Source organism: Rhodomicrobium sp. (assembly GCF_047605405.1).
Classification (GTDB): domain Bacteria; phylum Pseudomonadota; class Alphaproteobacteria; order Rhizobiales; family Rhodomicrobiaceae; genus Rhodomicrobium; species Rhodomicrobium lacus.
In genome coordinates this window covers 123,680-147,887 of record NZ_JASGFR010000003.1, presented here as the reverse complement: position 1 = coordinate 147,887, position 24,208 = coordinate 123,680, and the positions used below count along the sequence as shown (strand labels likewise).

Here is a 24,208-nt window from a genome sequence, read left to right as displayed (position 1 = left end):
CCCAGCACATAGGTCGTGGCGGTAAAGATGCCGATGAAGATATAGGCGATCGCCGGAGCCTCGAAACTCACGAGTTCCATGAACAGCGTCGGCGCATCGGCGAAATAGAAGACGAGCGCGCCGCCGGTGGCGAGGCCGATGAGAAGCCAGGACACATGCGTTCCCGCGAGCCGCCATGTCTTGTCGAGCGACCACGGCGCCTTTGCGAGCTTCATGCGCGCGTTGCGGTCGCCCTGCCAGATACGCTCCACCGCTATCATGAGATCGGTCCAGACCGTCTGCGGGCAGGCGTAGCCGCACCAGACGCGCCCTGCCAGCGCCGTCACAAGAAACAACAGCAGCGCCGATATGATGAGGAGGCCCGTGACGTAATAGAATTCCTGCGCCCAGATTTCGAGGCCGAAGATGTAGAGCCGTTGATGGGCGAAATCGAGCAGCACCGCCTGATCGGGCAGCGTCGGCCCGCGGTCCCACCTGAGCCACGGCAGCAGGTAATAGATGCCGAGCGATACGGCCATGAAGATCCACTTGATGCGGCGGAACTTGCCGTGCACCAGCTTCGGATAGATCGGATCGCGCGCCTTGTACATGGACGTGCTCTGCGTCGGGGGGGACACCTCGGCGCGCTTCCTGCCCGGTGTCGGGCTGGCAGCAGGAGTGATGGACGTCGAGATGTCGGTCATGGTGTGCTCCAGAATAAGGGCACGGGCGTAAATCGAATCGCAGCAGCACATGGCTTGCTACCTCGCTTCAGCTCCAACCCCCGTTGGGAGAAAATGGGCAGGGCGCGCCGGGTGTTCCGGCTCGCCTCCGCCCGCGTCCCTCGCCAGCGGTCGGGGGACGGTGTTACTGCCCGCCACCGAGCGAATGCACGTAGATGGCAAGCTTCTTGATGGTCGCCGGATCGAGACGCCCCGACCATGCCGGCATGACGCCGCCGTGGCCCGTGGTGATCTGGGTCACGATGGCTTCTTTCGTGCCGCCGTAGAGCCAGATATTCGCCGTGAGGTTCGGCGCGCCGACCTCCTGGTTGCCCTTGCCGTCGTCGCCATGGCAGGTGACGCAAGCGCCGTCGCCCTGGAAGACCGCCTTCCCGCGCTCGGCAGCCGCGCCATCATGCGGCAGGTTCGATAGCGAGCGGACAAACTCTGCCGTATCGTCGATCTGGGAAGGCGTCAGGAGACCGTCAACCCCGAAAGCGGGCATCTGGGAAATGCGTGCCTCGGGATGTCCGCTGCGGATGCCGTACTGGATCGTTTGAAGGATCTGGTCGAACGTGCCGCCCCACAGCCAGTTGTCGTCGTTCAGGTTCGGGAACCCCGCGGCGCCCTGCGCGCCGCGCCCGTGACACGCCGCGCAATTGTCGCCGAACGCGACCTTGCCGCCCGCCATGGCGAAATTCAGAAGCTGCGGGTTGGCCTTGATGTCGGCGAAGCTGTCCTTGACGATCGCCTCGTTCAACTTCGCCTGACTATCGCGCACGGCCTGAAGGGCTTCGGTGACGTTCGTGCGCTCGCTGTAGCCGAGAATGCCCTTGGTGTAGTCGGACACGAGCGGCCATGTCGGGTAGGCGACCCAATAGGCAAACGACCAGATGATGCAGGCGTAGAACGTCCACAGCCACCAGCGCGGCAGTGGAGTGTTGAGTTCGGCGATGCCGTCCCACTCGTGCCCCGTCGTGGCGGTCCCGGTGTGGGGGTCTACGGTTTGCTCGTGCTTATCGGCCATTGGTGCCCCCGGAGGTAAAGTCGTCTGAATCCAGCGGAATTCGGCTCGCTTCTTCGAAACTCTTCTGGTTGCCGGGCCAGAAAACGAAGGCCAGCACGGCGATGAAGAGCGCCACGAAGACAAAGAGCCCCGTCATTGCCGAGATGGATCGAACGGTTTCGTAAGTCATGTTCTTTCCTCCTCAGCGCAGGTTGGGGCCGGATGCATCGTACTTCGCGAAGTCGACGAGCGTGCCGAGCACCTGGAGATACGCGATCAGCGCGTCGAGTTCCGTCACGTCGCCCTGCTTGGCGTCGAACTTGCGAACGACGGCCTTCGGGTAACGCGCGGCAACGGCGCCGCCTTCCGGAGTGTCGGGTTTCGTCTGCGCAACGATGTCGAGCTTCGCGTTTTCGATCTGCTCGTCGGTGTAGGGCACACCGACTGCGCGAAGCGTCTTCAGCCGTTCAGCGATGTCGTTATAGTCGAGCGTGCGTTTCCCGAGGAAGGGATAGCCCGGCATGACGCTTTCCGGCACGATCGAGCGAGGGGCGGTCATGTGCGAGACATGCCACTCGTCCGAATATTTGCCGCCGACGCGGGCGAGGTCTGGCCCCGTCCGCTTCGAGCCCCACTGGAAGGGATGGTCGTACATGCTTTCCGCCGCCAGGCTGTAGTGACCGTAGCGCTCCAGTTCGTCCTTGAGCGTGCGGATCATCTGGCTGTGGCAGGCGTAGCAGCCCTCGCGGATGTAGATGTCGCGGCCCTTGAGTTCGAGCGGCGAGTAGGGCCGCACCCCTTCCACCTTTTCGATGGTCGATTTCAGGTAGAACAAGGGTGCGATCTCGACGAGGCCGCCTATGGAGACCACGAAGAGAATGCCGACGAGGAGAACGAGAGAGTATTTCTCGAACGGTGCGTGACTGAGTTTCATGTTCGCCTCCTACACGGCCGGAACGGTTTGCGGGTTGCGAAGCTCAGGCGCGGCTGCGATCCTGGGCTGGTCGGCCACGTCCACCGGTTCGTCGCCGCGGATGGTGCGGAACACGTTGTAGGCCATGATGAGACCGCCGGTGAGGTACAGGAGACCGCCGGTGGCGCGGATGATGTAGTAGGGGTGCATCGCCTCGACGCTTTCAACGAACGAGTATTGCAGCACACCGAGCGAGTCCGTCGCCCGCCACATCAGGCCCTGCATGATGCCGGACACCCACATCGCGGTGATGTAAAGCAGGATGCCGATGGTCGCGACCCAGAAGTGCCACTCGACGAGCCTCTGCGAATACAGGCCCCGACGCTTCCAAAGCCACGGAACGAGGCAGTAGATCGCGCCAAAGGAGACCATGCCGACCCAGCCGAGCGCGCCGGAATGCACGTGGCCGACGGTCCAGTCGGTGTAGTGCGACAGCGAGTTGACGGAGCGGATGGCCATCAGCGGGCCTTCGAAGGTCGACATGCCGTAGAACGCCACCGACACGACGAGGAAGCGGATCACCGGATCGGTGCGCAGCTTGTCCCACGCGCCCGACAGCGTCATCAGGCCGTTGATCATGCCGCCCCACGAGGGCATCCACAGCATGATCGAGAAGGTCATGCCGAGCGTCTGCGCCCAGTCCGGCAGCGCCGTGTAGTGGAGGTGGTGCGGACCGGCCCAGATATAGAGGAAGATCAGCGACCAGAAGTGAACGATCGAAAGCTTGTAGGAGTAGACCGGCCGTTCGGCCCGCTTCGGCACGAAATAATACATCATGCCGAGGAAGCCCGCGGTCAGGAAGAAGCCCACCGCGTTATGGCCGTACCACCATTGCGTCATGGCGTCCTGCACGCCGGAGAAGGCCGAATAGCTCTTCGTTCCGAGGAACGATACCGGCACCGCGAGATTGTTCACGATGTGCAGCATCGCGATGGTGACGATGAAGGCGAGGTAGAACCAGTTCGCCACGTAGATGTGCGGCTCCCGGCGTTTCATGATCGTGCCGAGGAAGACGAGCAAGTACGCCACCCACACGATGGTGAGCCACAGGTCCACATACCACTCCGGTTCCGCGTATTCCTTGCCCTGCGTGATCCCGAGCACGTAGCCCGATGCCGCCATGAGCAGGAACAGCTGGTAACCCCAGAACACGAACCAGGGCAGCCAGCCGCCGAAAAGCTTCGCCTTGCAGGTCCGCTGAACCACGTACATCGAGGTGGCAAGGAGCGCGTTGCCGCCGAAAGCGAAAATCACCGCGGAGGTGTGAACCGGGCGCAGGCGGCCGAAGTTCGTCCAGGGCAGGTCGAAGTTCAGCGCCGGAAAGGCGAGCTGCCAGGCGATCATGTCGCCGAGCATGAAACCCGCCACGCCCCAGAACACCGTCGCGATCGTGGCCGCTTTTATGACGTTGTCCGCATAGAAGTCGGCCGGTTGGCTTGGCGCGCTTGAAAAGGCCTTGCCCGCCAGGAAGACGGTTCCGGCCACAGCAAAAAGCGCGAAGACGACGGCATGAAACTGCATCACGCTGTCGGGTGAGAAAAGGGCTATAAAGACGCCGAGGGCCACCCCCCCGAGAGTGAGGACGAGCGCTCCCCAATCGAGAAGCGCTGCGCCTCCTGTTTTAGTGCTCGCAACTTCCATGATGTTCTCCCCGTCAGCCGACGAATGCGGGCCTACGTTTGCGATCTTTGCGAGAATTCCTACGCTGCCGCTTGGCAGCCTTGATTTCGATCAATTCCGGGGTGGCCTAGCACACATCCATCATGAAGTTGCAGGATTGAAAGGGTTTTATCGCCTTCACTTTTCCGAGAGGCGAAGCCTTTGCAGACCATCAAGGCGAGGCTCCGATAATTAATCATCTCGATGCCGGCCAAGGCGCGTGTTTCGCCCGGAGCATTCCTGGCCGAAACGAGGCCGGGATGAACATCATGCACGACCCGGAAATCGGCGGCGAGATGGGGGCGAACTCGTGGCGGTGGTCTCTGAGGGAAGCGGCGACGCCCGAAGGTAATCGTCAGGTTAACGACTTTACAATCTTAGATTGTGCTTGATAAAATGCGAACGCAAGAGTAGACTTTGCGCAGGGAATTGGATCCGTTTTGCGTCAGTCGCCATGTCTCATTCGCTCTTGCGTGTTTCCGCCGATGTCGACTCAGAGTTCGACGCGTATCTTCGTGCCGCCTATATGGACGAGCGAGTCGCGATGATGGTTCAGAAAATCGGCTACATCGCTGCCTGCATCGACCTGTTTCACTGGAGACACGTCATCGATCAGGCACTCAGGGAGGTCGAGGCGGAGCGTGCGACATCGCAGTGAAGCGCGCCGCAGCAAGGAACTTCAGTTCTACCGGAGATTAGCCTTTGCAGCTTTAGCTGGCCTGCGCGCGGCGTGATCTTGTCGAACCGGGTATGCTCTTGCCGGGCGTAGCTTGAGACTCAAGCTCGCCGGATCGTCGCAGAGACGGAGATCGCGGCTTTGCGATCTCCTGATATGGCGGCGCATTGGCTTATTTGGCTTCGAGGATCCTCGGGCATTCCTTCGAGACGAAGCGGTTGATCTCGCGCACGAGATCCTTTTCGAACAGGCCAAAATTCTGTTCGAGCGTCGCGGCAGTCCAGACCACGCCCTTGATAAGGGTCGCGCCCTGGATGTCGTTGATGTGAAGCGCCGCGCTCGTTGTCGCTCCGTCCTTGAACTTCAGCTCGGGCGCAAGCGTGGCGCTGATAGGATATTTGCTTTCGCCGATCTCGCAGGACACGGCCTGCTTCTCGACCTTCAGCTCGTGTTCCGGCTTCGTGAGCGATGCGACGATGTCGGCGCGCTTCACGCTGACTTTCGCGCTGCACTTCGCCGAGCCTTGGCCCCAGGAGAGCTTCTTCTGTTCGGCGCCCTTCTGGATTTCTTCTTTCTGCCACGTCTTGGTCACGTCGCAGGTTACATCCGGCCCGTTCGCGTCCTTCGAGACGATGATCGAACACAAGTCTTTCGCGCATTGCGAAAGCTTGGCTTTTTCGCTTTCGTCTTCCGCCGATGCCGCTCCAGCGAGCGCCATGGAAAGACCGAGCGGAATCATCACGCGGACAATTTTCGCACTCCAACCGAATTTCGACATACGCAATAAAACTCCCCCGGGTTTCGCGGGCTTCGCCGCGCCGCGATGCTAGCCATTTGGGCAATGGCGCGCTCATTTAGCATGGCGCATACAGAGTTCAACACTTGGCGGTCGCAGAAACTTGTGTAAATGTTCGGCTAACAAAAAGGGGTCCGGCGATGAATGGGGAGCGAACGGAAGCGGTTGAAACCGTGGACATGTCGGCCTGGATCGTCGCCGGCAAAGCTAAAATCAATCTGTCACAAGTCAGGTGCGGATGTCGCCATGCCGCTGCGGTGCGGCGACTGTCCTAATCGAAGCCCCAACGTTCCAATAGGCTCATGATCACAATCTCCGTAACCCGGGAGGGAGAGGGCGAAACGCGGGTCGCCTTGTCTCCTGAAACGACGAAAAAATTCAAAGGTCTCGGCGCGCGCGTCGTGTTTCAGGCAGGCGCCGGCGACCGTTCATTCCTGCCGGACCGGCTGTTTGCCGAGGCAGGCGCGGACATCGTCGAAAGCGCTTCGGAAGCTGTGCGCGAAGCCGACGTTCTCCTCAAGGTCGGCCGACCGTCGGCGGAGGAACTCGCCGCGCTGAAGCCCGGCGCTCTCGTCGTCGCCATGCTCGACCCGTTCGGCGCGCGCGACGAGCTTGATGCACTCGCGGCGAAGGGCGTGTCCGCTTTTGCGATGGAGTTCATCCCCCGCATCACGCGCGCGCAGTCGATGGACGTGCTGTCATCGCAGTCGAACCTCGCGGGCTACAAGGCCGTGATCGACGCGGCGGCGCAGTTCGGCCGCGCCTTCCCGATGATGATGACGGCGGCGGGCACCGTTCCGGCCGCGCGCGTCTTCGTCATGGGCGCGGGTGTGGCCGGCCTCCAGGCCATCGCCACGGCGCGCCGCCTGGGCGCGGTGATCTCGGCGACCGACGTTCGCCCCGCTGCGAAGGAGCAGGTGGCGAGCCTCGCCGCGAAGTTCATCGCGGTCGAGGACGAAGAGTTCAAGGCGGCTGAAACCGCGGGCGGCTACGCCAAGGAAATGTCGGACGAATACAAGAAAAAGCAGGCGGCGCTGATCGCAAGCCACATCGCGGCGCAGGACGTGGTCATCACGACCGCGCTCATTCCGGGGCGACCCGCGCCGCGCCTCGTCACGCGCGAAATGGTCGAAAGCATGAAGCCCGGTTCGGTGATCGTGGACCTCGCGGCGGAACGCGGCGGCAATGTGGAAGGCACGGTGCCCGGCCAGATCGTCGAGCATGCGGGCGTCACCATCATGGGCCAGACGAACCTCGCGGGGCAGGTGCCGGGCAACGCCTCGGCGCTCTACGCGCGCAACCTCTATGCCTTCCTCGAACCGCTGGTCGACAAGAAGGAAGGCAAGCTCGCCATCAAATGGGACGACGAAATCATCGCGGGCACGCTGATCGCCAGGGACGGCCAGATCGTGCATCCGCGCCTCAAGGGAGGTGCCTGATGAAAACGAAGCTTTACCCGGCGCTCGCGGGGCTTTGCCTTGCGGCGCTGACGATGCTCGCGCCCGGCGCGGCATGGGCCGCCTCAGAGGGCAGCCACGGCGTTTCGCCCTTCGTCTACGAGTTCTCGATCTTCGTGATGGCGATATTCGTCGGCTATTACGTGGTGTGGAGCGTGACGCCCGCACTGCATACGCCGCTGATGTCGGTCACGAACGCGATTTCCTCCGTGATCGTGGTCGGCGCGCTGCTCGCGGTCGGCGTCGAGGCGGCGGACGTGATCTCCACCGGCGGCACCTTCTGGGCCAAGCTGTTCGGCTTCCTCGCGCTCGTGATGGCCTCGGTGAACATCTTCGGCGGCTTCCTCGTCACGAGCCGCATGCTCGCCATGTACAAGAAAAAAGAAAAGAAGGGTGAGCGTTGATGAACCCGAATTTGGTTGCTCTTCTTTACCTCGCCTCCGGCGTGCTGTTCATCCTTGCGCTGCGCGGTCTTTCCTCGCCCGAAACCTCGCGGCAAGGCAACAGCTTCGGCATGATCGGCATGGCCATAGCCATTGCCACCACGCTCGGCGTCGCCCATCCTGAAACGACCGAAAGCTGGGCGCTGATCGCGGGCGGCATCGCACTCGGCGGCGGCATCGGCGCGATCGCCGCGCGTCGCATCGCCATGACCGCCATGCCGCAGCTCGTCGCCGCGTTCCACAGTCTCGTCGGCCTCGCCGCCGTGTTCGTGGCCGCCGCCGCGCTTTACGCGCCGGAAGCCTTCGGCATCGGCACGCCTGGCGCGGTCTATGCGCAGAGCCTCATCGAAATGTCGCTCGGCGTCGCCATCGGTGCGATCACCTTCTCGGGTTCGCTCATCGCGTTTGCCAAGCTCAACGGCAACATGTCGGGCAAGCCGATCCTCCTGCCCGCGCGCCACCTCATCAACCTCGCGCTTGCGGTGGGCATCGTCGTCATGATCGTGCTCTTCGTGCAGACGCAGGATGTGAAGCTGTTCTGGGCCATCGCGGTGGCGTCCTTCGTGTTCGGCATCCTCCTGATCGTGCCCATCGGCGGTGCGGACATGCCGGTGGTCGTCTCGATGCTGAACTCCTACTCAGGCTGGGCGGCGGCAGGCATCGGCTTCACGCTGTCGAACACCGCGCTCATCATCACGGGCGCGCTGGTCGGCTCGTCGGGCGCGATCCTGTCCTACATCATGTGCAAGGGCATGAACCGCTCGTTCATTTCGGTGATCCTCGGCGGCTTCGGCGGCGAAACCTCCGCGGCGGGCGGCACGACCGAACAACGGCCCGTCAAGCAAGGCTCGGCCGACGATGCGGGCTTCATCCTCAAGAACTCCTCGAAGGTCATCATCGTGCCGGGTTACGGCATGGCGGTCGCGCAGGCGCAGCATGCGCTTCGCGAGATGGCGGACAAGCTGAAGGAGGCCGGTGTCGAGGTGAAGTATGCGATCCACCCCGTCGCGGGGCGCATGCCGGGCCACATGAACGTGCTGCTCGCGGAAGCGAACGTACCGTACGACGAGGTTTTCGAGCTGGAGGACATCAACTCGGAATTCGCGCAGGCGGATGTCGCCTTCGTCATCGGCGCGAACGACGTGACGAACCCTGCGGCGAAGGAAGATCCCTCGTCGCCGATCTTCGGCATGCCGGTTCTCGAAGTGTGGAAGGCGGGCACGGTGATGTTCATCAAACGGTCATTGTCTTCCGGCTATGCAGGCATCGACAACACGCTGTTCTACCGCGACAACACGATGATGCTCTTCGGCGACGCCAAGAAGATGACGGAAGAAATCGTCAAGGCGATCTGAACGGGAAAACGGGGCGCGGCGCTCATGCCGCGCTTCGCCGCAAGCGGGAACAGGCTGCGTCATCCGTCGATCCGGGATCAGCGGTGCACACGGATGATTTGTGGCGTCATGCCCCTTGTAAACAGGGGGCGCTTTCTTTAGCTTTCGGCTGGTATTCCTACGTTCTGCCTGCCGTAGAAAACTTGGGGGACTACAATGAAACTCAGCTATTTGGTTTGGCTCGTCGGCGTAATCGTGGCCGTTATCATCGCTCTTGCCACGTTCAACATTTACACGGTGCCCGTTGTCTACGACTGGCTGAACCAGTTCGGCACCACGAAAGCGCTGCTGATTGCGATCGCGCTGATCGCCGTTTCCAAGCTGTTCTAGCCTCTCTTCCGGCGAGCAAGACGCATCGTTTTGGCGCGAAGCCGGGCGGGAATCGAAAAGGTCCGGTCTCGCTTGCCATGCGGGCGTCGGCGATATTTGCATTCGAGGTCGGCATGGTGACGTCGTGCCGACCTTCATTTGCTTCGCGGGCAAGTGAATCGTGCCGGACCATTCGCGCAAGACGACCTGAAGCAAGAGGTTGAGGGGCACGGCTTTGAATTTCGGTCGGAAACTGACCCCATGAATTCCCCTCATACGGCCCCGGGGTTGCCGCAAATGCGCCCCATCAATGCCTTAGACGGCGTCCTACTTTTAACAGCACGCCGGGTGCCCGAAGGCGTGCAAAATCATAATGTGGCGGTCAGGCAATCACGCCATGCACGGTGAGCCCGATTATTACAGCATTCTCGGCGTTGCGAGAAACGCGACCGACGTCGAAATCCGTCGGGCCTTCCGGGCGCTCGCCAAGAAATATCACCCCGATAGCCTGCAGGCGTCCGGCGTGGAATCCGATCTCGATTTCAGCCGCTTCACGGAAGCCTACGAAACGCTGAAAGATCCCGAGCGCCGCGCGGCCTATGACGAACAATTGTCGCAACGCCGGCAGTTGGCCGGCTTTGGCGCGCGCATGAAACCGGACGCCTTCTTCAAGGGCGTCGCGGCGGGGGGCGTGGTGGCGGGCGTGATTGTCGGCAGCTTTTTCTTTCTGGGCGGGAAGCAGGACGCTCCGAAATCGCAGGATTCGCTCAGCATTGCGTCAGCCAAGACCGACAGGCCCATGCGAGAGGCCTTGACGCAGGGCGAGCGGCGCGTCGAGCAGGCGCCCGTCGAGCAGGCTGATCCGGCGACATCGGACAAGGCGAAGTCCGACGCGCCTAAGACCGCGTCTTCCGATGCCGTGCAGCCGGTACCGCCCACGCGGGAGACAGCGGTTCCCATACCGTCCGCGCCGACGGAAACGGTCAGAACACGGCAAACGGCCTCCCTGGAAAAGCCCATCGCAGAGGCAAGACCCGATTCGCAGCCACGTCCGGACTTCAAGTCCGGCACCGGCCTGGCGATCGAGCCTGCTGGGGAGCCGCACGGCGTATCCTCGTCCGATCAACCCGCGCCGCCTCCCTCGGAGAGGTCGAAAACCGCTGCAAAGAAAACGTCGCCGTCCTCCGCGCTCGCGCTGGAGGTTGCGACCGGTTCTCCGGCGCGCGAAGTCATACAGCCGTTCGAGCCTGGCAACGGCCGGCGAGAAAGTTTCTCCGATTGCGCTCATTGCCCCGAAATGGTCGTGATCCCGGCCGGACAGGCTGTCGTGGGAGCGCGTCCGGAAAGTGCGGGTTATCGGCCCGAGGAAGCGCCGGCTCATCGCGTCGTGTTGAAGAAGCCGCTCGCGATATCGAAGCGCGTGATCTCGGCCGGAAACTGGCGCGCCTGCGTTGATGCCGGCGTGTGCCGCCTCACCTTGTCGTCGTTGCTCGCGGTGGGACCGACCGTTCCGGCGACGCGCCTTACCTGGTTCGACGCCAAGGGTTACGTCGACTGGCTTAGCCAGTCCACGGGGCGGCGCTATCGCCTCCTCAGCGAAGCGGAATGGGAGTATGCGCTGCGTGCAACGTCGGATCGCGACGGCTCCGAACTATCAGAGAAGGCGACGCGCGCCCCTTTCGATCCGATGGCGGAATTCAGCGGCGGCGGGCCGTTCGGCCGCATGCGCTATGAGCGGTCGAGCGTGACGAGCGCAAATGCGTGGGGGCTCTACACCGGCAGCGTCTTCGAGTGGGTGGAGGATTGCTGGCACCCGAGCTACGACCGCGCGCCCGGCGACGGCACGGCGTGGCTCTCGGCTTCGGGCGGAGACTGCGCTTATCGCGTCGTGCGCGGGGCGACACGGGGAGACGCGGCCCGGTTCTCGGCCCGCGCGCGGGAATTCGCCGACATTGGAGCGCCGATGCTCGGCTTTCGTGTGGCCCGCGAAATCACGCTGCCGGCGAGAACAGCGCTGGGCGAGCCTTAAGGGCGAAAATTCAGACCGCTTTCGCTTTCAGTCTCGCGCCAGAGCGCTTCGCCGTCCTTTCGGAGCGAAGAGTCTGGCTGGTGCTGGAGAACCGCCGCCCAAATCATAGGCGGCTTCCTGGAGACGCGCGAGATCGGGGATCAGGATTTCGCGATAGTTCACCAGCTCGATGATGCCTTTCGTCTTGAGCCGGGTGATCTGGCGGCTCACCGTCTCGATGGTGAGGCCCAGACAATCGGAAATCTCGGCGCGCGACAGCGGCAGAACGAAATGAACCTCCTCAAGCCTTTCAGCGCGGGAGCATTCCATGTTGGGCACGCGCTTTGCAATCATCAGCAGAAAGCTCGCCACGCGCTCCTCTGCCTTCTTCCGCGCAAGCAAGAGCATCCATTCCTGACAGGCGTCGAGTTCGGTGAGCGTATACTGGAACAGCCTGTGCTCAAGGCCGGGGTGCTCGGCGAGCAGGTGTTCGAAGCCTGCCGTCGGAAAAACGCAAAGCTCCACGTCGGTTGCGGCTTCCGCGAAGTAGGGATTTTCGGGGCGGAAAGCTCGTCCGAGAAAGTCTGACGCGAACAACAGGCCGATGATGTGCTGCCTGCCGTCATCCAGCGTCTTCGTCAGCTTGACCACGCCGGAAACGATGTTCGCAAAGACGCTTCGTGTCTGCCCTTCGCCGAGGATCATCTGGCCGGCTGGCACCATGCGGGTGCGCGCTATTCGGTTCAGGCTCAGAATTTCGGTCGCGCTCAACGCGTCGCATATGGACCGATGCCTGATTGCGCACGTTGTGCAGCGGCTTGCGTGGTCGACGGACAGACACATTTCCAAGCAGATGACCGGCCCTCGTGAGGGCTCCCTACGAAAAGCGGTTCTCAGGAACCATTTTATCCCTGTGAGACTGATGGGGAAGAACTTTGACCTGTGTCAAATGAGAAAAATGGCCGCACCCATCTTTTGCCATGAAATGGCCTGAAAGGGGAGTTCGCGATGACGTCCATTAATGATGATGCCGCACCGGCTGCCAGAAGCGGAGACACCGCCCCCGCCATAGTGCGTATTCCGTTCGATGCACCCTGGAATTGGCTGGCCGCGGGGTGGCGCGATCTGACAGCCGCGCCGCAGATAAGCCTCGTCTATGGCGCGGTGTTCGCAGGGATCGCCTGGTTGTTCATTCTTGGCCTCGCTCTTTCGAGCGCGATCCCGCTGATCCTGCCGCTGGCGGGAGGATTTCTCCTTCTGGGGCCCGTGCTTGCCGTCGGGCTTTATGAAATCAGCCGCAGGCGCGAGCGCGGAGAAGTGACGTCATGGGCCGATATCTCGGTCGCGGTCCGCGAAAACGGCTCTCGTCTCGCTCTTTTCGGCGTGGCTCTGCTCATTCTCTTCATCTTCTGGATGCGCGTGGCGTTCCTTCTGTTCATGTTGTTTTTCGGCGCTGCCAGTTATCCCACCGCGGAGGCGCTGGTCCCTACGCTCCTCCTTACCTGGCACGGACTCGGCCTCGTGGTTGTCGGCACGGCTGTCGGCGCGCTGTTCGCGTTCGTCGCCTATGCGATCTCGGCGATTTCGGTGCCGATGCTTCTTGATCGCCGCGTCGATGTCGTGACGGCGATTATTCAGAGTGTGCAAGCCGTGAGGACGAACCCGGAGGCGATGCTTCTCTGGGCGGCTCTGATCCTCGGAATCGTTGTGCTGGGGTGCGTGACGCTCTTCTTCGGTCTCGTAATCGCGTTTCCTCTTGTCGGTCACGCAACTTGGCATGCTTACCGAGAACTCACCGGTACACGGTAAGGTTCGATACAAAGAGATAGTTGTCTTGCTTCGAAAGACATTATAGGTCCGCACTCGGGCAATTGGTCGCGGATGGACGCAGGTACGCTCGCGAGCGGTATTGCCGAAAGGCTACGGACTTGAATTTTGACGCCAACGTAATCTGAAGAGGGCGCTTTGACTTTCCGGCTTCGCAAGACGCGTCGTTTGCTCTGGGCGCTTCTCCCCATCGTTTCCGCTTTCGCCGCTCCCGAGGGTGCGAAGGCTCAGGCTCCGAATGCAGGCCCTCCCGCTGTCGGCGTGATCCGCGTGGAAGAGCAGCCGCTGACCCAGACCAATGAATTTCTCGGGCGCATTCAGGCGACGGACCGCGTGAATATCGTGGCGCGTGTGTCTGGCTTTCTCGAAAAACGTTTCTTCGAGGAAGGATCGGACGTCAAGAAAGGCGAGCCGCTCTATCGCATCGAGCAGCCGCCCTTCAAGGCCGAGGTGGATGCACGACGCGCGGTCGTGGATCAGCTCAAGGCGCAGCTCGAAAACGCGAAGCTGACGCTCGACCGCGCCAAGTCTCTCCTGGGTGGCCCCGCCGGCCAGCAATCGGCCTATGACAGCGCGCTCGCCCAGCAGCGAAGCTTTGCTGCGCAGGTGCTCGGCGCACAGGCGCAATTGCAGACGGCGGAAATCAATCTCGGCTATACGGACATCGTCGCACCGATCTCCGGCAAGATCGGCCGCTCGGCGATAACCGAAGGCAATTATGTGACGCCGAGCTCGACAGCGCTGACCACGATCGTAAGTCAGGATCCGATGTACGTCGTCTTCCCGGTGGCGGTGCGCGCCGTCAACGAATTGGCGGCGCGGTACGCGACGCGCGGCGGCTTCGACGCTGTCCGCATCAAGCTCAAACTGCCCGACGGTCGCATCTACAGCCAGGAAGGCGAAGTCAACTTCGTCGACAACACCGTGTCGACCGATACCGACACGATCATCATGCGCGGCACGATCCCCAACCCTCAGATCTCCATCACCAAGGGGGTCGCGCTCCGCGAGTTGTCCGATGGCGAGTTCGTGCGTGTGATCCTTGAAGGTGTGCAGCCCGTTCGGGCCATTGCGGTGCCGCGCGCCGCGGTTCTGACCGACCAGCAGGGCGATTACGTCTTTGTGATCGGCGCCGATAACAAGGCCGAGCTGCGCCGCATCGAACTCGGACAGACGACGGGCGCGACAGCTTTCGTGCTGAAAGGTCTGTCCAAGGGCGAGAACATCGTCATCGAGGGATTGCAGCGCGTGAAGCCGGGCCAGCCGGTTCTGCCCGGACCGCCGGCGCCTCAGCCCGGCGCGGCGCAACCCGCCGCCGCAGTTCCGGCAACGAACAAGCCCGAAGACGGGAAACGGTGATCCATGATTTCTTCGGTCTTCATCGACAGGCCGCGCCTCGCGATCGTTTTGTCGATCGTGATAACGATCGCGGGCGTTCTCGGCCTCCTCAATCTCCCCGTTTCGCAATTCCCCGATATCGTGCCGCCGCAGGTGCAGGTCACGGCGAACTATCCGGGTGCGTCGGCTGAAGTGGTCGAGACGAGCGTCGCGCAGCCGCTCGAAGCGCAGATGATCGGCGTCGACAAGATGCTGTACATGAAATCCAACAGCGCGAACGACGGCACGTATACGCTCACGGTCACGTTCGAGCTTGGCACGAACCCCGACATCAACACCGTGAACGTGACGAACCGCGTTCAGTCCGCGCAATCGCAATTGCCGGAGATCGTGACGCGGCAGGGCGTGATCACGCGCAAGCGCTCGTCTGCCGTGCTCCAGTTCATGATGCTCTACAGCGAGACGGGCGAGCAAGATCCGCTCTTCATCACGAACTACGCAACGATCAACGTGCTGGACGAGATCGCACGAACGCCGGGCGTCGGTCAGGCGTCGCTCTTCGGCAAGCTCAATTATTCGATGCGCATCTGGTTCGACATCGAACGGCTGGTGAGCCTCAATCTCATGCCGTCGGACGTGATCAGGGCCATCCAGGCACAGAACCTTCAGGCTCCGATCGGGCGCATCGGATCGAGGCCGATCAGCCCGGACCAGCAATTCCAGATGAACCTGCAAACGCAGGGTCGCCTGTCCACGCCCGAGCAGTTCGGCGAGATCATCCTCCGCGCCAACCCTGATGGATCGGTTCTGCGCGTCCGCGATGTCGCGCAGGTGCAACTCGGCGCGCAGAACGAAGACTCCGATAGCCGCCTCAGCGGCAAGCCTGCCGTCGCGATGGGCATCTATCTCGCCCCCGGTGCGAACGCCGTGGCTACGGCCGCCCGCGTGAACGCCACGATGGAGAAGCTGAAGCCCCGCTTCCCGCAGGGGCTGAACTACCTCGTCGTCTTCGATTCCACGACCTTCATCTCGGATACCATCCATGAAGTCATAAAGACGATCATCGAGGCGTTCGTCCTCGTGGTGATCGTCGTCTTCCTGTTCCTGGGGAACCTCAAGGCGACGATCATTCCGGCCATCGCGGTGCCGGTGAGCCTCATCGGCACCTTCGCGGTGCTGCTGCTTCTGGGCTATTCGGCCAATACGATATCTCTTCTCGCACTGGTGCTCGCCATCGGCATTGTGGTGGACGACGCCATCGTCGTGGTGGAGAACGTCGAACGCGTGATGGAGGAAGACCCGCATCTCACGCCAGCGGAAGCCACAAAAAAGGCGATGAACCAGATCACGGGGCCGATCTTTGCGATCACGCTTGTGCTTCTGTCGGTGTTCGTCCCGGTCGCGTTCCTGCCTGGCATTACGGGTCAGCTCTTCCGGCAGTTCGCGGTGACGATCTCCATCGCAATGCTGATTTCGGCGGTCGTCGCGCTGACGCTGTCGCCCGCTCTCTGTCGCGTATTCCTGAGGCCCGCAGAGAAAAAGGGCGTCATGGGCTGGGTCATGAGACGCATCGACAACACGCGCGATTCCTATGCGTGGGTGGTGCGACGGCTGGTCCGTGTCGCTCTTGTATCATTGCTCATCGTGGGTGGATTCGGAGCAGGGGCCTATCTGCTTTCCCTGAAGATACCGACGGGCTTTCTGCCGGAGGAAGATCAGGGCGCCTACTTCATCGTGATCCAGCTTCCGAACGGCGCTTCGGTGTCCCGAACGACGGAAGTGACGAAGCAGGTCGAAGGCATGATGCTGAAGCAGCCGGAGGTCTACCAGACCTTTTCGGTGATCGGCTATTCGTTCCTCGATCAGAGCGCGGCCTCGAACGCAGCGTTCATGGTGGTTCGACTGAAGCCGTTCGCTGACCGGCCCGGCCCGGAGCACTCCGTTCAGGCGCTCATCGGTCGAACGTTCGGCATGACGCAGAGCATCCGGACGGCCAACATCTTCGCGTTCAACGTGCCGCCGATCATCGGCCTGTCGACAAGCGGCGGATTCGAATACCAGCTCGAAGCTCTTGAAGGACAGGACCCGGCGAAGATCGGCAGCGTGATGGGCGGACTCTTGATGGCCGCCAATCAGGACCCGCGCCTGTTCCGCGTGTTCTCGACCTTCACGGCGTCGAACCCGTCGATCTTTCTCGATATCGACCGCGACAAGGCCCAAACGCTCGGCATCAACATCTCCGACATCTTCACGGCGTTGCAGTCGACGCTCGGCGGCTACTACGTGAACGACTTCAACATGTTCGGCCGAACATGGCAGGTTAACATCCAGGGCATCGCCGAAAACCGCACCGACATCGAGTCGCTCTGGCGGATATATATCCGCAACAACAGGGGCACCGTGGTGCCGCTGCAGGCCATCGCCTCGGCGCGTATCGTGGTCGGCCCGCAGGTCATTTCGCGCTATAACAACTATCGCTCGGTCTCGATCTCGGGGAGCCCGGCGCCGGGCGTCTCGTCTGGCACCGCTCTACAGGCGATGGACGAGATCTCGAAGAAGACGCTGCCGAACGGGTTCTCCTACGAGTGGACCGGCACGGCATATCAGGAACATGAGGCTTCGGGTCAGACGGGCGTCATTCTCGCGCTGGCACTGTTATTCGCGTACCTGTTCCTCGTCGGGCTCTACGAAAGCTGGTCGATCCCGATATCGGTGATCCTCTCGATCACGGTGGCGATCCTCGGCGCGATGGCGGGGATTCTGCTGGCGGGATTGACTCTCGATCTCTACGCACAGATCGGTCTCGTGGTGCTTATCGCACTCGCGGCAAAGAATGCGATCCTGATCGTGGAGTTCGCCAAAGAGGAGCACGACAAAGGCGTGCCCATTCTGGAATCCGCCGTACGCGGCGCGCGCACCAGGTTCCGCGCGGTGATGATGACATCCATCGCCTTCATCCTCGGGCTTTATCCGCTCGTGGTCGCGACGGGCGCCGCCATGATCACACGCCGCGACGTGGGCACCCCCGTCTTCGCGGGCATGCTGGCGGCGAGTTTCATCGGCATCCTCATCATTCCGATGTTGTATGTGGTGTTCCAGTCGGTGCGCGAACGGGTGAAGAAGCGGCTTCTCGGCTCGGCCTACGAGCGGCAGACGCCGCATCCGCCGGATGAGCAACCGGCTGCATAAAGCGCGTCTCAGGATGGCCGGGATCTCCCGGCCATCTATTTTGCGGAATGTGGTCGACAAAATGCCACCCCCGCTTCCAGATGACGCGCCGCGTTTCGGCTTGACCATAGATCGATCTTTACTCATCATCCGCCCCATGAAGCCATCGAATTTGCCGGCGCCCCTCGTTCGTGGCGCCATGACCGTCGCGCCGCCCTTCGTGCTGGCGCGCGCTATAGACGCACTCCTGCGCAAGATGGAGCGCCAGCACCCGCGCCTGTTCAAGAATCTGGCGCGGCTGAAGCCCACTGTGATCCACGTCGAGCCGTCGGATCTGCCGCACCGCTTCGCGCTGAAATTCGGCGGCGACGAGAGGGCGTTCGTGCGTCTCCTCGATCCGCGCGATGAAACGCCGGGCGACGCGTGCATCAAGGGCAACATCGACGTTCTTCTGAACCTGCTTCAGGGGCGCATCGATGGCGACGCACTGTTCTTCACGCGCGGGCTGGTCATCGCGGGCGACACGGCTGCCGTGGTCGCGCTGCGCAACACGCTCGACCGCGAGGAAATCGACCTGTTCGCTGACGTCACCTCGATGTTCGGCCCGCTTCAGAAGCCCGCCGAGCGCGCGCTGACCACGCTTGGCCGCGTGCGGGAAGCCGCGCGCCATCGCGCAGCCGAGTTCATCGACTCGCTTCGCGAGGAGAGGGCGGCTGCCTCGGCCCCGGCCTGGGCCAACGAACGCGACGCTCTCAAGGCCGAAATCAAGACGCTACAGACCCGCATCGCCAAGCTCGAAGTGCGGGAGAAGCTCGCGAAAGGAGCGAGCCAGGACGTGGCACACTCATGACACAACACTCCCTTGAACTTCTCAGCCCGGCCGGCAATCCGGCTGCCCTCAGGGCGGCTATCGAAGCCGGTGCGGACGCCGTCTATTGCGGCTTCGCCGACCGGACCAACGCGCGCAACTATCCCGGCCTGAATTTCGACGTCGACGAGATGGTCGAGGGCGTGGCCTATGCCCACTCCAAGGGCGCGAAGGTGCTGGTCGCGATCAACACGTTCCCGCCCGCAGGCGAGATGAAGTCTTGGAAGGACGCCATCGACAACGCCGCCATGGCGGGCGCGGATGCCGTCATCCTCGCCGACATCGGCGTGCTCGACTATGCGGCGAACAAGCATCCGAACCTGCGCCGTCATCTGTCCGTGCAGGCATCCGCCGCGAACCCGCTTTCCATCAACTATTATCGCGACGCGTTCGGCGTGAAGCGCGTGGTGCTGCCGCGCATTCTCTCCGTCGACGAGGTCGCGCATGTGGCGAAGGAAACGGGCATGGAAATCGAGGTGTTCGGCTACGGCTCCGTGGGCCCGATGTCCGAAGGCCGGTGCTTCCTGTCCTCCTACATGACCGGCCTTTCGCCGACGAGCGAAGGGGCGTGCGCGCCCGCGAGCCACGTCACCTACAAGGAAGACGGCGACTTCGTGCTGTCCTGCCTCGGCGATGTCGTGCTGAACCGTGTGGCCAAGGGCGAAGGTGCCGCCTATCCGACGCCCTGCAAGGCGCGCTACGTGGCCTGCGGCAAGGCGGGCTATATCTTCGAGGAGCCGATTGCGCTGAACGCGCTCGACATTCTCCCGGAACTGAAGAAGGCCGGTGTGACCGCTCTGAAGATCGAAGGCCGCCAGAGAAGCAAGGCCTATGTGGCCGAGGTGGTGAGCGCGTTCCGCAAGGCGCTCGACGCGGTGGAAACGGGCGAGACGCGCTCGACCGACGATCTCAGCGAACTGTCCGAGGGCGGCCGTCAGACGTTCGGCGCGTACAAGAAGGGTTGGCGCTGATGTCAAACCAGAATGCAAACCGGGCCGGGCTGACGCTTGGGCCGCTCCTTCATCATTGGACTCCGGAAGCGCGCCGCGATTTCTATTTCCGCGCCGCCGACGAGATGCCGGTCGACACCGTCTATATCGGCGAAGTGATCTGCTCGAAGCGCGAGCCGTTCTTTCAGGATCATCTCCCGGAAGTCATCGACCGGCTGAAATCCGCAGGCAAGGAAGTGGTGCTGTCGACGCTGGCGCTCGTCACGCAGCCGCGCGAGGTCAAGGCGATCCGCGAGGCGGCCGACGCAGACCTTATCGTGGAAGCGAACGACGTCGCCTGTCTCGAAGCGCTGCATGGGCGCCCGCACGTCATCGGGCCGTTCATCAATGTCTTCAACGAGGGCGCGCGCGACTTCGTGGCGAAGAATGGCGCTTTCCGCGTCGTGCTTCCCGTGGAAGCGCCCGCGACGTCGATCAAGGTTCTGGCCGACAATGCCGGCAAGCTTGAGACCGAGGTGCTGGTGTTCGGCAAGCAGACGCTTTCCATAGCAATGCGGTGCTATCATGCGCGCGCGAACGGCCTCACCAAGGACTCGTGCCAGTTCGTTTGCGGCCTCGATCCGAACGGCCTCAACGCCACGACAGTGACCGGCGACGACATTCTTACCATCAACGGCACCTCCACCATGTCGAACGGCTATGGTGTGCTGCTGCACGAGCTGGACGCGCTGCGCACGATGGGCGTGACGCATTTCCGCCTCTCGCCGCAGGCCGTCGATATGGTTGAAGTCGCGCGCCTGTTCCGCGACACGCTCGACGGCAAGCTCGCGCCAGCGGAAGCCGAGACGAAGCTTCGTCCGCTCACCGATCCGGTGCCGTATGTGAACGGCTTCTATTACGGCCGTGTCGGCCTGTCATGGAACGAGCGCCACGCCGCCTGAGCGGCGACGCGGTGATGCCAACGGGACGGTGCCGCCGAGCGGCCCGTTCCCCCGAATGACCGGTCGCTTGCGCTCTCCGATCAGGCCGGGCCTGTCGTGACAGGCGCTTGCGGCACCTCGCTCCATTCCGCCCATGAGCCGTCGTAAACTGCGGCGTGCTCGTTGCCCGTGACGGCCAGCGCGAGCGCCAGAATGCACGCCGTCACGCCCGACCCGCATGTGGTGATGACCGGCTTTTCCGGATGGATGCCCGCCGCCTCGAATGCCGCGCGCAACTCCGCCGCGGGCTTCAGCGTGCCGTCCGGCGCGATCAGCGAGCCATACGGCACATTCCGGGCCCCCGGCATATGGCCGAGCCGCGCGACCGGGCGAAGCTCCACCTCCGCCCCCTCGAAGCGGGGCTTCGAGCGCGCATCTGCGATCTGCGTGCGGCCACCTTCCACGATGCGGATCATGTCGCCGATTTCGCGCACGAGTTCGCTGTTCTTGCGGGCCGTGAAATGCCGTTCGGACCGCGCGGCGGGCGCGCCCGCTTCTACGGGACGTTCTTCCGCGAGCCATTTTTTCAGCCCGCCATTCAGCACCACCACATCTTCATGGCCCATGACGCGGAACATCCACCAGCCGCGCGGGGCGCTGAACAGGCCCTTCGAATCGTAGACGACCACTTTCATTCCGTCGCCGATGCCAGCCTTGCGCATACGCGATGCGAACTTTTCCGGGGACGGCAGCATGTGCGGATAGGGCGAGTTGGTGTCGGACAGCGCCTCGATGTCGAAATAGAGCGCTCCGGGTATGTGCGCGTCCTGATAGATTTCACTCGCCGGGCGCGCATCGGCGGGCATGGTCAGACCGGCGTCGACCACGACAAGGCCCGGCGCGCCGAGCCGCTCTGCAAGCCAGTCCGTCTCGACCAGCCACTTGGACGAAAAATCGGTCATCGCTTCCCCCTGAATCGTTGATTTTGTATAAGTTAACCTGTGAGCGCGCGGAACGGTATGGATAATGCGTCAAAGGCGCGCCGGGTCCACCGGGAGCGACATCGTGCCGTCGAATGAAGCATCGGAACCGCTCGCGATGCCGGCTGCGCTGAGCGCCGTTCGCTACGTCGCGCGGAGCGTCCCTGGCTGCGCGGGCAGCATCGCCCTGCACGGAGCGAACTGCCAGCGCTTCGCCTATGCGGTGATCCGGCATTACGGCTGCGAGATCGCGGATTTCCGGTCGAGCGAGCTGTGGGCGGACGAGGTTTTCACGCAGCACGTGAATGAGATCGAGCCGCTCGACCTGCTGTTCTTCCATCGTGAAGCCGAAACCTACGGCGCGCATGTCGGGGTCTACATGGGCGCGGGGCTTGTCGCGCATCTTGCGAAACATGTCGGCACCCCAACGCTCTGGACGCTCGCGGATTTCGCCGCGCGCCCGGAATATGCCAACCTCATCGGCGCGAAACGCCCGATCCGACGCGCCGCTCAGCCTTCGAAAACGGTCGGCAGCGTCTGAGGCGTGTCGAGCCACGGCGGAACGGGCAGCCCCTTGCCGCGCAGGAATTCCGGGTTGAAGAGCTTCGACTGGTAGCGCGTGCCGTAGTCCGCGAGGATGGTCACGATGGTATGGCCGGGGCCGAGATCCTTCGCCAGCCGCACGGCGCCCGCAACGTTGACGCCGGTCGAGCCGCCGACGCACAGCCCTTCCTCGGTGAGAAGGCGGAACACCACGTCGAGCGCTTCTTCGTCGGGTATCTGGTAGGCGCCATCGACGCCCGCGCCCGCGAGATTTGCCGTGATGCGGCCTTGACCGATGCCCTCGGTGATCGATGAACCGGTCGCTTCGAGTGTGCCGTGGGCGTAGTGGCTGTAGATCGCCGAGCCGAACGGGTCCGCGACGGCGACAACGATGCCCGGGCGCTTCGCCTTGAGCCCGAGCGATGTGCCCGCGAGCGTGCCGCCGGTGCCGACCGAGCAGATGAAGCCGTCCACGCGACCGGCGGTTTGCCGCCAGATCTCTTCCGCCGTCGTCTCGATATGTGCGCGCCGGTTCGCAATATTGTCGAACTGGTTCGCCCAGATCGCGCCTTCCGGCCGCTCAGCGGCGAGCTTGTGGGCAAGCCGCGCCGAATATTTCACATAATTGTTCGGGTTCTTGTACGGCACGGCCGGAACCTCGACGAGGGTGGCGCCGAGAAGGCGGAGCGCGTCCTTTTTCTCCTGGCTTTGCGTCTCGGGGATCACGATCACCGCCTTGTAGCCGAGAGCGTTCGCGACGAGCGCGATGCCGATGCCGGTATTGCCCGCCGTGCCTTCCACGATGGTGCCGCCCGGCTTCAGCGCGCCTTGTTTCACCGCATCCTGCACGATGAAAAGCGCGGCGCGGTCCTTGACCGACTGGCCGGGGTTCATGAACTCCGCCTTGCCGTAGATCTCGCAGCCCGTCTCTTCGGAGGCGCGCTTGAGGCGGATCAGCGGCGTGTTGCCGATGGCTGAGATGACGGAGGATTTCAGGGCAGAATTGTCGATTGTGTGAGTCATGAGCTCGCCGGAGATCGATGGAATGCGGTCATGATCGCGCCGTTGAAAGAGGCAGACAACTCGTAAACCAGTAATTAGATGGAATTTCCGCCTTTGAGCGAACAGGTGGAATAAGCATCGCGCGCTAAAGTCTCTACGCGAAACGCAGGTTCCGCAATCGGGCTTTCGATGTGGGATCTCAAGATGATCCCTTCGCTGCGATCGGCAGGCCAGCGCCTTTCGCTTGGCGCGGAAAGGCACTGGCTCATTTGCTGCACCGGCCGCCGCGGCGAGATCGGCGATCTCGCCCTACCTGCCGAGACGGTAATTCAGGCCGATCTTGACGACGTGGAGAGTTTCGTCCGACTTGCCGCTTGCGGCGAAGGTCGATTCCGTCGGGTAGAAGATCTTGACCCGGTCATCGCCCAGGTCGACGTAATTATATTCGACCTTGGCGGACAAGTTCGACGTGAAGGCATATTCGAGCCCCGCGCCAACCGTCCAGCCCCAACGCGTTTCTTCTTCCTTGCCGCTGTAGTTGTATCCGGGGTCGAGCGGCACGGTGTAGCCCGCCGTGTACTTCGCATGCGCCCAAGCCACGCCGCCCTTGGCATAAAGCAGCGCATGATCGAAAGTGACGCCAACGCGCCCGGCAATCGTGCCAAGCGCATCGATCTTTGTCGTGCAGGGGTCGCTACTTTGAAGGCAACTTCCGCCAAAAGCACCGCCCTTTCCTTGTCCGTCGATGTCGGCCCAGGCCGCGTCAGCTTCGACGCCGATGACGGTGCGGTTGATTTGCCAGTTATAGCCGATCTGGCCGCCAGCGAGAGCGCCGTCTATATCGTATTTCGTATCGATGCCCGGCACCACGTACCATGGATATAGCGGATCGCTGAAATCGCGCCACTCGTTGCGACCCGCGGCGTAGCCGCCATGAACACCGACGTAGAGGCCGGTCCAGCCAAGCGGCGCTTCTTGCGCCGGTCTGATTTCGTCTTTGTAGGATAGATCTGCCGACTGTGCGGCTGTAGACATAAGAATTGCGAGAGTGCTCGCAAAAATAACGCGCATGATTCCCTCGTTAAAATTTCCGATTGACTCGGAAACGCCCATATCCCATCGCCTGGCGAATGGATAGCACCACTTAAAATGTCGACAGCATCTGAGTCTGTCTCATTGTCGCCACAAAA

Annotated in this window: 23 protein-coding genes; 13 read left to right on the top strand and 10 right to left on the bottom strand. The window is 62.5% G+C overall.

Translation table 11 applies throughout. The features are described 5' to 3' along the window. The 5 genes from QM659_RS02510 to ccoN all read right to left on the bottom strand — a co-directional run. Positions 1-683 (bottom strand): 4Fe-4S binding protein (locus tag QM659_RS02510; RefSeq protein WP_415187254.1); only part of this gene is annotated, 683 nt, incomplete at its 3' end. Positions 684-846: 163 nt separating this feature from the next. Next, a complete protein-coding gene (ccoP, locus tag QM659_RS02505) occupies positions 847-1,728 on the bottom strand; it encodes a cytochrome-c oxidase, cbb3-type subunit III (RefSeq protein ID WP_415187253.1) in 882 nt (293 codons plus the stop codon). After that, entirely contained in the window at positions 1,718-1,897 is a 180-nt protein-coding gene (locus tag QM659_RS02500; protein ID WP_127079472.1) for a cbb3-type cytochrome c oxidase subunit 3, read from the bottom strand. The genes ccoP and QM659_RS02500 overlap by 11 nt, the downstream gene beginning before the upstream one ends. Positions 1,898-1,909: 12 nt before the next feature. After that, positions 1,910-2,641 carry a cytochrome-c oxidase, cbb3-type subunit II gene (gene ccoO / locus QM659_RS02495; protein ID WP_127079474.1) on the bottom strand — a complete coding sequence of 244 codons (732 nt, stop codon included), beginning with the start codon at positions 2,639-2,641 and terminating at the stop codon, positions 1,910-1,912. A gap of 9 nt (positions 2,642-2,650) precedes the next feature. Further along, positions 2,651-4,321: a cytochrome-c oxidase, cbb3-type subunit I gene (ccoN, locus tag QM659_RS02490; RefSeq protein WP_415187252.1), complete on the bottom strand. Its 1,671-nt coding sequence runs from the start codon at positions 4,319-4,321 to the stop codon at positions 2,651-2,653. Between the two features lie 472 nt (positions 4,322-4,793). Here ccoN and QM659_RS02485 point away from each other — a divergent pair, with 472 nt between their 5' ends. Next, positions 4,794-4,997 (top strand): hypothetical protein, encoded by a 204-nt coding sequence (locus QM659_RS02485; RefSeq protein WP_127079478.1) that lies wholly within the window; start codon positions 4,794-4,796, stop codon positions 4,995-4,997. A 190-nt stretch (positions 4,998-5,187) separates the two neighbouring features. Here the strand turns inward: QM659_RS02485 and QM659_RS02480 are convergent, their stop codons facing one another. Continuing rightward, positions 5,188-5,793 carry a hypothetical protein gene (locus QM659_RS02480; RefSeq protein WP_415187251.1) on the bottom strand — a complete coding sequence of 202 codons (606 nt, stop codon included), beginning with the start codon at positions 5,791-5,793 and terminating at the stop codon, positions 5,188-5,190. 320 nt (positions 5,794-6,113) lie between these two features. Here QM659_RS02480 and QM659_RS02475 point away from each other — a divergent pair, with 320 nt between their 5' ends. The 5 genes from QM659_RS02475 (at position 6,114) to QM659_RS02455 (ending at position 11,443) form a co-directional block, all read left to right on the top strand. After that, positions 6,114-7,250, top strand: coding sequence for a Re/Si-specific NAD(P)(+) transhydrogenase subunit alpha (locus QM659_RS02475; RefSeq protein ID WP_127079482.1), 1,137 nt, complete (start codon positions 6,114-6,116; stop codon positions 7,248-7,250). Beyond that, positions 7,250-7,672 (top strand): proton-translocating transhydrogenase family protein, encoded by a 423-nt coding sequence (locus QM659_RS02470; RefSeq protein ID WP_127079484.1) that lies wholly within the window; start codon positions 7,250-7,252, stop codon positions 7,670-7,672. The genes QM659_RS02475 and QM659_RS02470 overlap by 1 nt, the downstream gene beginning before the upstream one ends. Next, entirely contained in the window at positions 7,672-9,066 is a 1,395-nt protein-coding gene (locus QM659_RS02465; RefSeq protein ID WP_303483740.1) for an NAD(P)(+) transhydrogenase (Re/Si-specific) subunit beta, read from the top strand. The genes QM659_RS02470 and QM659_RS02465 overlap by 1 nt, the downstream gene beginning before the upstream one ends. Before the next feature lie 195 nt (positions 9,067-9,261). Next, positions 9,262-9,435 carry a hypothetical protein gene (locus QM659_RS02460; RefSeq protein ID WP_164730073.1) on the top strand — a complete coding sequence of 58 codons (174 nt, stop codon included), beginning with the start codon at positions 9,262-9,264 and terminating at the stop codon, positions 9,433-9,435. A gap of 376 nt (positions 9,436-9,811) precedes the next feature. Continuing rightward, positions 9,812-11,443 carry an SUMF1/EgtB/PvdO family nonheme iron enzyme gene (locus tag QM659_RS02455; RefSeq protein WP_415187250.1) on the top strand — a complete coding sequence of 544 codons (1,632 nt, stop codon included), beginning with the start codon at positions 9,812-9,814 and terminating at the stop codon, positions 11,441-11,443. A gap of 27 nt (positions 11,444-11,470) precedes the next feature. On the opposite strand, the gene QM659_RS02450 is transcribed toward QM659_RS02455, so the two are convergent. Continuing rightward, entirely contained in the window at positions 11,471-12,193 is a 723-nt protein-coding gene (locus QM659_RS02450; RefSeq protein WP_303483743.1) for a Crp/Fnr family transcriptional regulator, read from the bottom strand. Between the two features lie 237 nt (positions 12,194-12,430). Here QM659_RS02450 and QM659_RS02445 point away from each other — a divergent pair, with 237 nt between their 5' ends. The 6 genes from QM659_RS02445 (at position 12,431) to ubiV (ending at position 20,514) form a co-directional block, all read left to right on the top strand. Further along, positions 12,431-13,231, top strand: coding sequence for a DUF2189 domain-containing protein (locus QM659_RS02445; protein ID WP_415187249.1), 801 nt, complete (start codon positions 12,431-12,433; stop codon positions 13,229-13,231). Positions 13,232-13,387: 156 nt separating this feature from the next. After that, positions 13,388-14,608: an efflux RND transporter periplasmic adaptor subunit gene (locus QM659_RS02440; protein ID WP_127079492.1), complete on the top strand. Its 1,221-nt coding sequence runs from the start codon at positions 13,388-13,390 to the stop codon at positions 14,606-14,608. 3 nt (positions 14,609-14,611) lie between these two features. Beyond that, positions 14,612-17,776, top strand: a complete 3,165-nt coding sequence (locus tag QM659_RS02435; RefSeq protein ID WP_415187248.1) for an efflux RND transporter permease subunit — start codon at positions 14,612-14,614, stop codon at positions 17,774-17,776. Positions 17,777-17,954: 178 nt separating this feature from the next. Next, a complete protein-coding gene (ubiT, locus tag QM659_RS02430; RefSeq protein ID WP_415187247.1) occupies positions 17,955-18,605 on the top strand; it encodes a ubiquinone anaerobic biosynthesis accessory factor UbiT in 651 nt (216 codons plus the stop codon). After that, on the top strand, positions 18,602-19,594 hold the full coding sequence (gene ubiU / locus QM659_RS02425) for a ubiquinone anaerobic biosynthesis protein UbiU (protein WP_303483750.1): 993 nt from the start codon (positions 18,602-18,604) through the stop codon (positions 19,592-19,594). The genes ubiT and ubiU overlap by 4 nt, the downstream gene beginning before the upstream one ends. Continuing rightward, positions 19,594-20,514 carry a ubiquinone anaerobic biosynthesis protein UbiV gene (gene ubiV, locus QM659_RS02420; RefSeq protein ID WP_303483752.1) on the top strand — a complete coding sequence of 307 codons (921 nt, stop codon included), beginning with the start codon at positions 19,594-19,596 and terminating at the stop codon, positions 20,512-20,514. Before ubiU ends, ubiV begins: the two co-directional genes overlap by 1 nt. An 80-nt stretch (positions 20,515-20,594) precedes the next feature. Here the strand turns inward: ubiV and sseA are convergent, their stop codons facing one another. Then, positions 20,595-21,455 (bottom strand): 3-mercaptopyruvate sulfurtransferase, encoded by an 861-nt coding sequence (gene sseA, locus QM659_RS02415; protein ID WP_415187246.1) that lies wholly within the window; start codon positions 21,453-21,455, stop codon positions 20,595-20,597. A gap of 103 nt (positions 21,456-21,558) precedes the next feature. Here sseA and QM659_RS02410 point away from each other — a divergent pair, with 103 nt between their 5' ends. Then, complete coding sequence (locus QM659_RS02410; protein ID WP_415187245.1) at positions 21,559-22,014, top strand: hypothetical protein; 456 nt, start codon at positions 21,559-21,561, stop codon at positions 22,012-22,014. Here the strand turns inward: QM659_RS02410 and QM659_RS02405 are convergent. Beyond that, positions 21,984-23,039 (bottom strand): cysteine synthase A, encoded by a 1,056-nt coding sequence (locus tag QM659_RS02405; RefSeq protein WP_415187244.1) that lies wholly within the window; start codon positions 23,037-23,039, stop codon positions 21,984-21,986. The genes QM659_RS02410 and QM659_RS02405 overlap by 31 nt on opposite strands. A 288-nt stretch (positions 23,040-23,327) precedes the next feature. Further along, positions 23,328-24,089: an outer membrane protein gene (locus QM659_RS02400; RefSeq protein WP_415187243.1), complete on the bottom strand. Its 762-nt coding sequence runs from the start codon at positions 24,087-24,089 to the stop codon at positions 23,328-23,330. Between the last annotated feature and the right edge of the window lie 119 nt (positions 24,090-24,208).

Bases quoted from the DNA above. Each gene is read 5' to 3' on its own strand.
- ccoO (WP_127079474.1), bottom strand. From the start codon at position 2,641: ATGAAACTCAGTCACGCACCGTTCGAGAAATACTCTCTCGTTCTCCTC.
- QM659_RS02455 (WP_415187250.1), top strand. From the start codon at position 9,812: ATGCACGGTGAGCCCGATTATTACAGCATTCTCGGCGTTGCGAGAAAC.
- QM659_RS02435 (WP_415187248.1), top strand. From the start codon at position 14,612: ATGATTTCTTCGGTCTTCATCGACAGGCCGCGCCTCGCGATCGTTTTG.
- QM659_RS02480 (WP_415187251.1), bottom strand. From the start codon at position 5,793: ATGTCGAAATTCGGTTGGAGTGCGAAAATTGTCCGCGTGATGATTCCG.
- QM659_RS02405 (WP_415187244.1), bottom strand. From the start codon at position 23,039: ATGACTCACACAATCGACAATTCTGCCCTGAAATCCTCCGTCATCTCA.
- sseA (WP_415187246.1), bottom strand. From the start codon at position 21,455: ATGACCGATTTTTCGTCCAAGTGGCTGGTCGAGACGGACTGGCTTGCA.
- QM659_RS02470 (WP_127079484.1), top strand. From the start codon at position 7,250: ATGAAAACGAAGCTTTACCCGGCGCTCGCGGGGCTTTGCCTTGCGGCG.
- QM659_RS02400 (WP_415187243.1), bottom strand. From the start codon at position 24,089: ATGCGCGTTATTTTTGCGAGCACTCTCGCAATTCTTATGTCTACAGCC.
- QM659_RS02475 (WP_127079482.1), top strand. From the start codon at position 6,114: ATGATCACAATCTCCGTAACCCGGGAGGGAGAGGGCGAAACGCGGGTC.
- ubiV (WP_303483752.1), top strand. From the start codon at position 19,594: ATGTCAAACCAGAATGCAAACCGGGCCGGGCTGACGCTTGGGCCGCTC.
- ubiU (WP_303483750.1), top strand. From the start codon at position 18,602: ATGACACAACACTCCCTTGAACTTCTCAGCCCGGCCGGCAATCCGGCT.
- ubiT (WP_415187247.1), top strand. From the start codon at position 17,955: ATGACCGTCGCGCCGCCCTTCGTGCTGGCGCGCGCTATAGACGCACTC.
- QM659_RS02500 (WP_127079472.1), bottom strand. From the start codon at position 1,897: ATGACTTACGAAACCGTTCGATCCATCTCGGCAATGACGGGGCTCTTT.
- QM659_RS02465 (WP_303483740.1), top strand. From the start codon at position 7,672: ATGAACCCGAATTTGGTTGCTCTTCTTTACCTCGCCTCCGGCGTGCTG.
- QM659_RS02445 (WP_415187249.1), top strand. From the start codon at position 12,431: ATGACGTCCATTAATGATGATGCCGCACCGGCTGCCAGAAGCGGAGAC.
- ccoP (WP_415187253.1), bottom strand. From the start codon at position 1,728: ATGGCCGATAAGCACGAGCAAACCGTAGACCCCCACACCGGGACCGCC.
- ccoN (WP_415187252.1), bottom strand. From the start codon at position 4,321: ATGGAAGTTGCGAGCACTAAAACAGGAGGCGCAGCGCTTCTCGATTGG.
- QM659_RS02485 (WP_127079478.1), top strand. From the start codon at position 4,794: ATGTCTCATTCGCTCTTGCGTGTTTCCGCCGATGTCGACTCAGAGTTC.
- QM659_RS02460 (WP_164730073.1), top strand. From the start codon at position 9,262: ATGAAACTCAGCTATTTGGTTTGGCTCGTCGGCGTAATCGTGGCCGTT.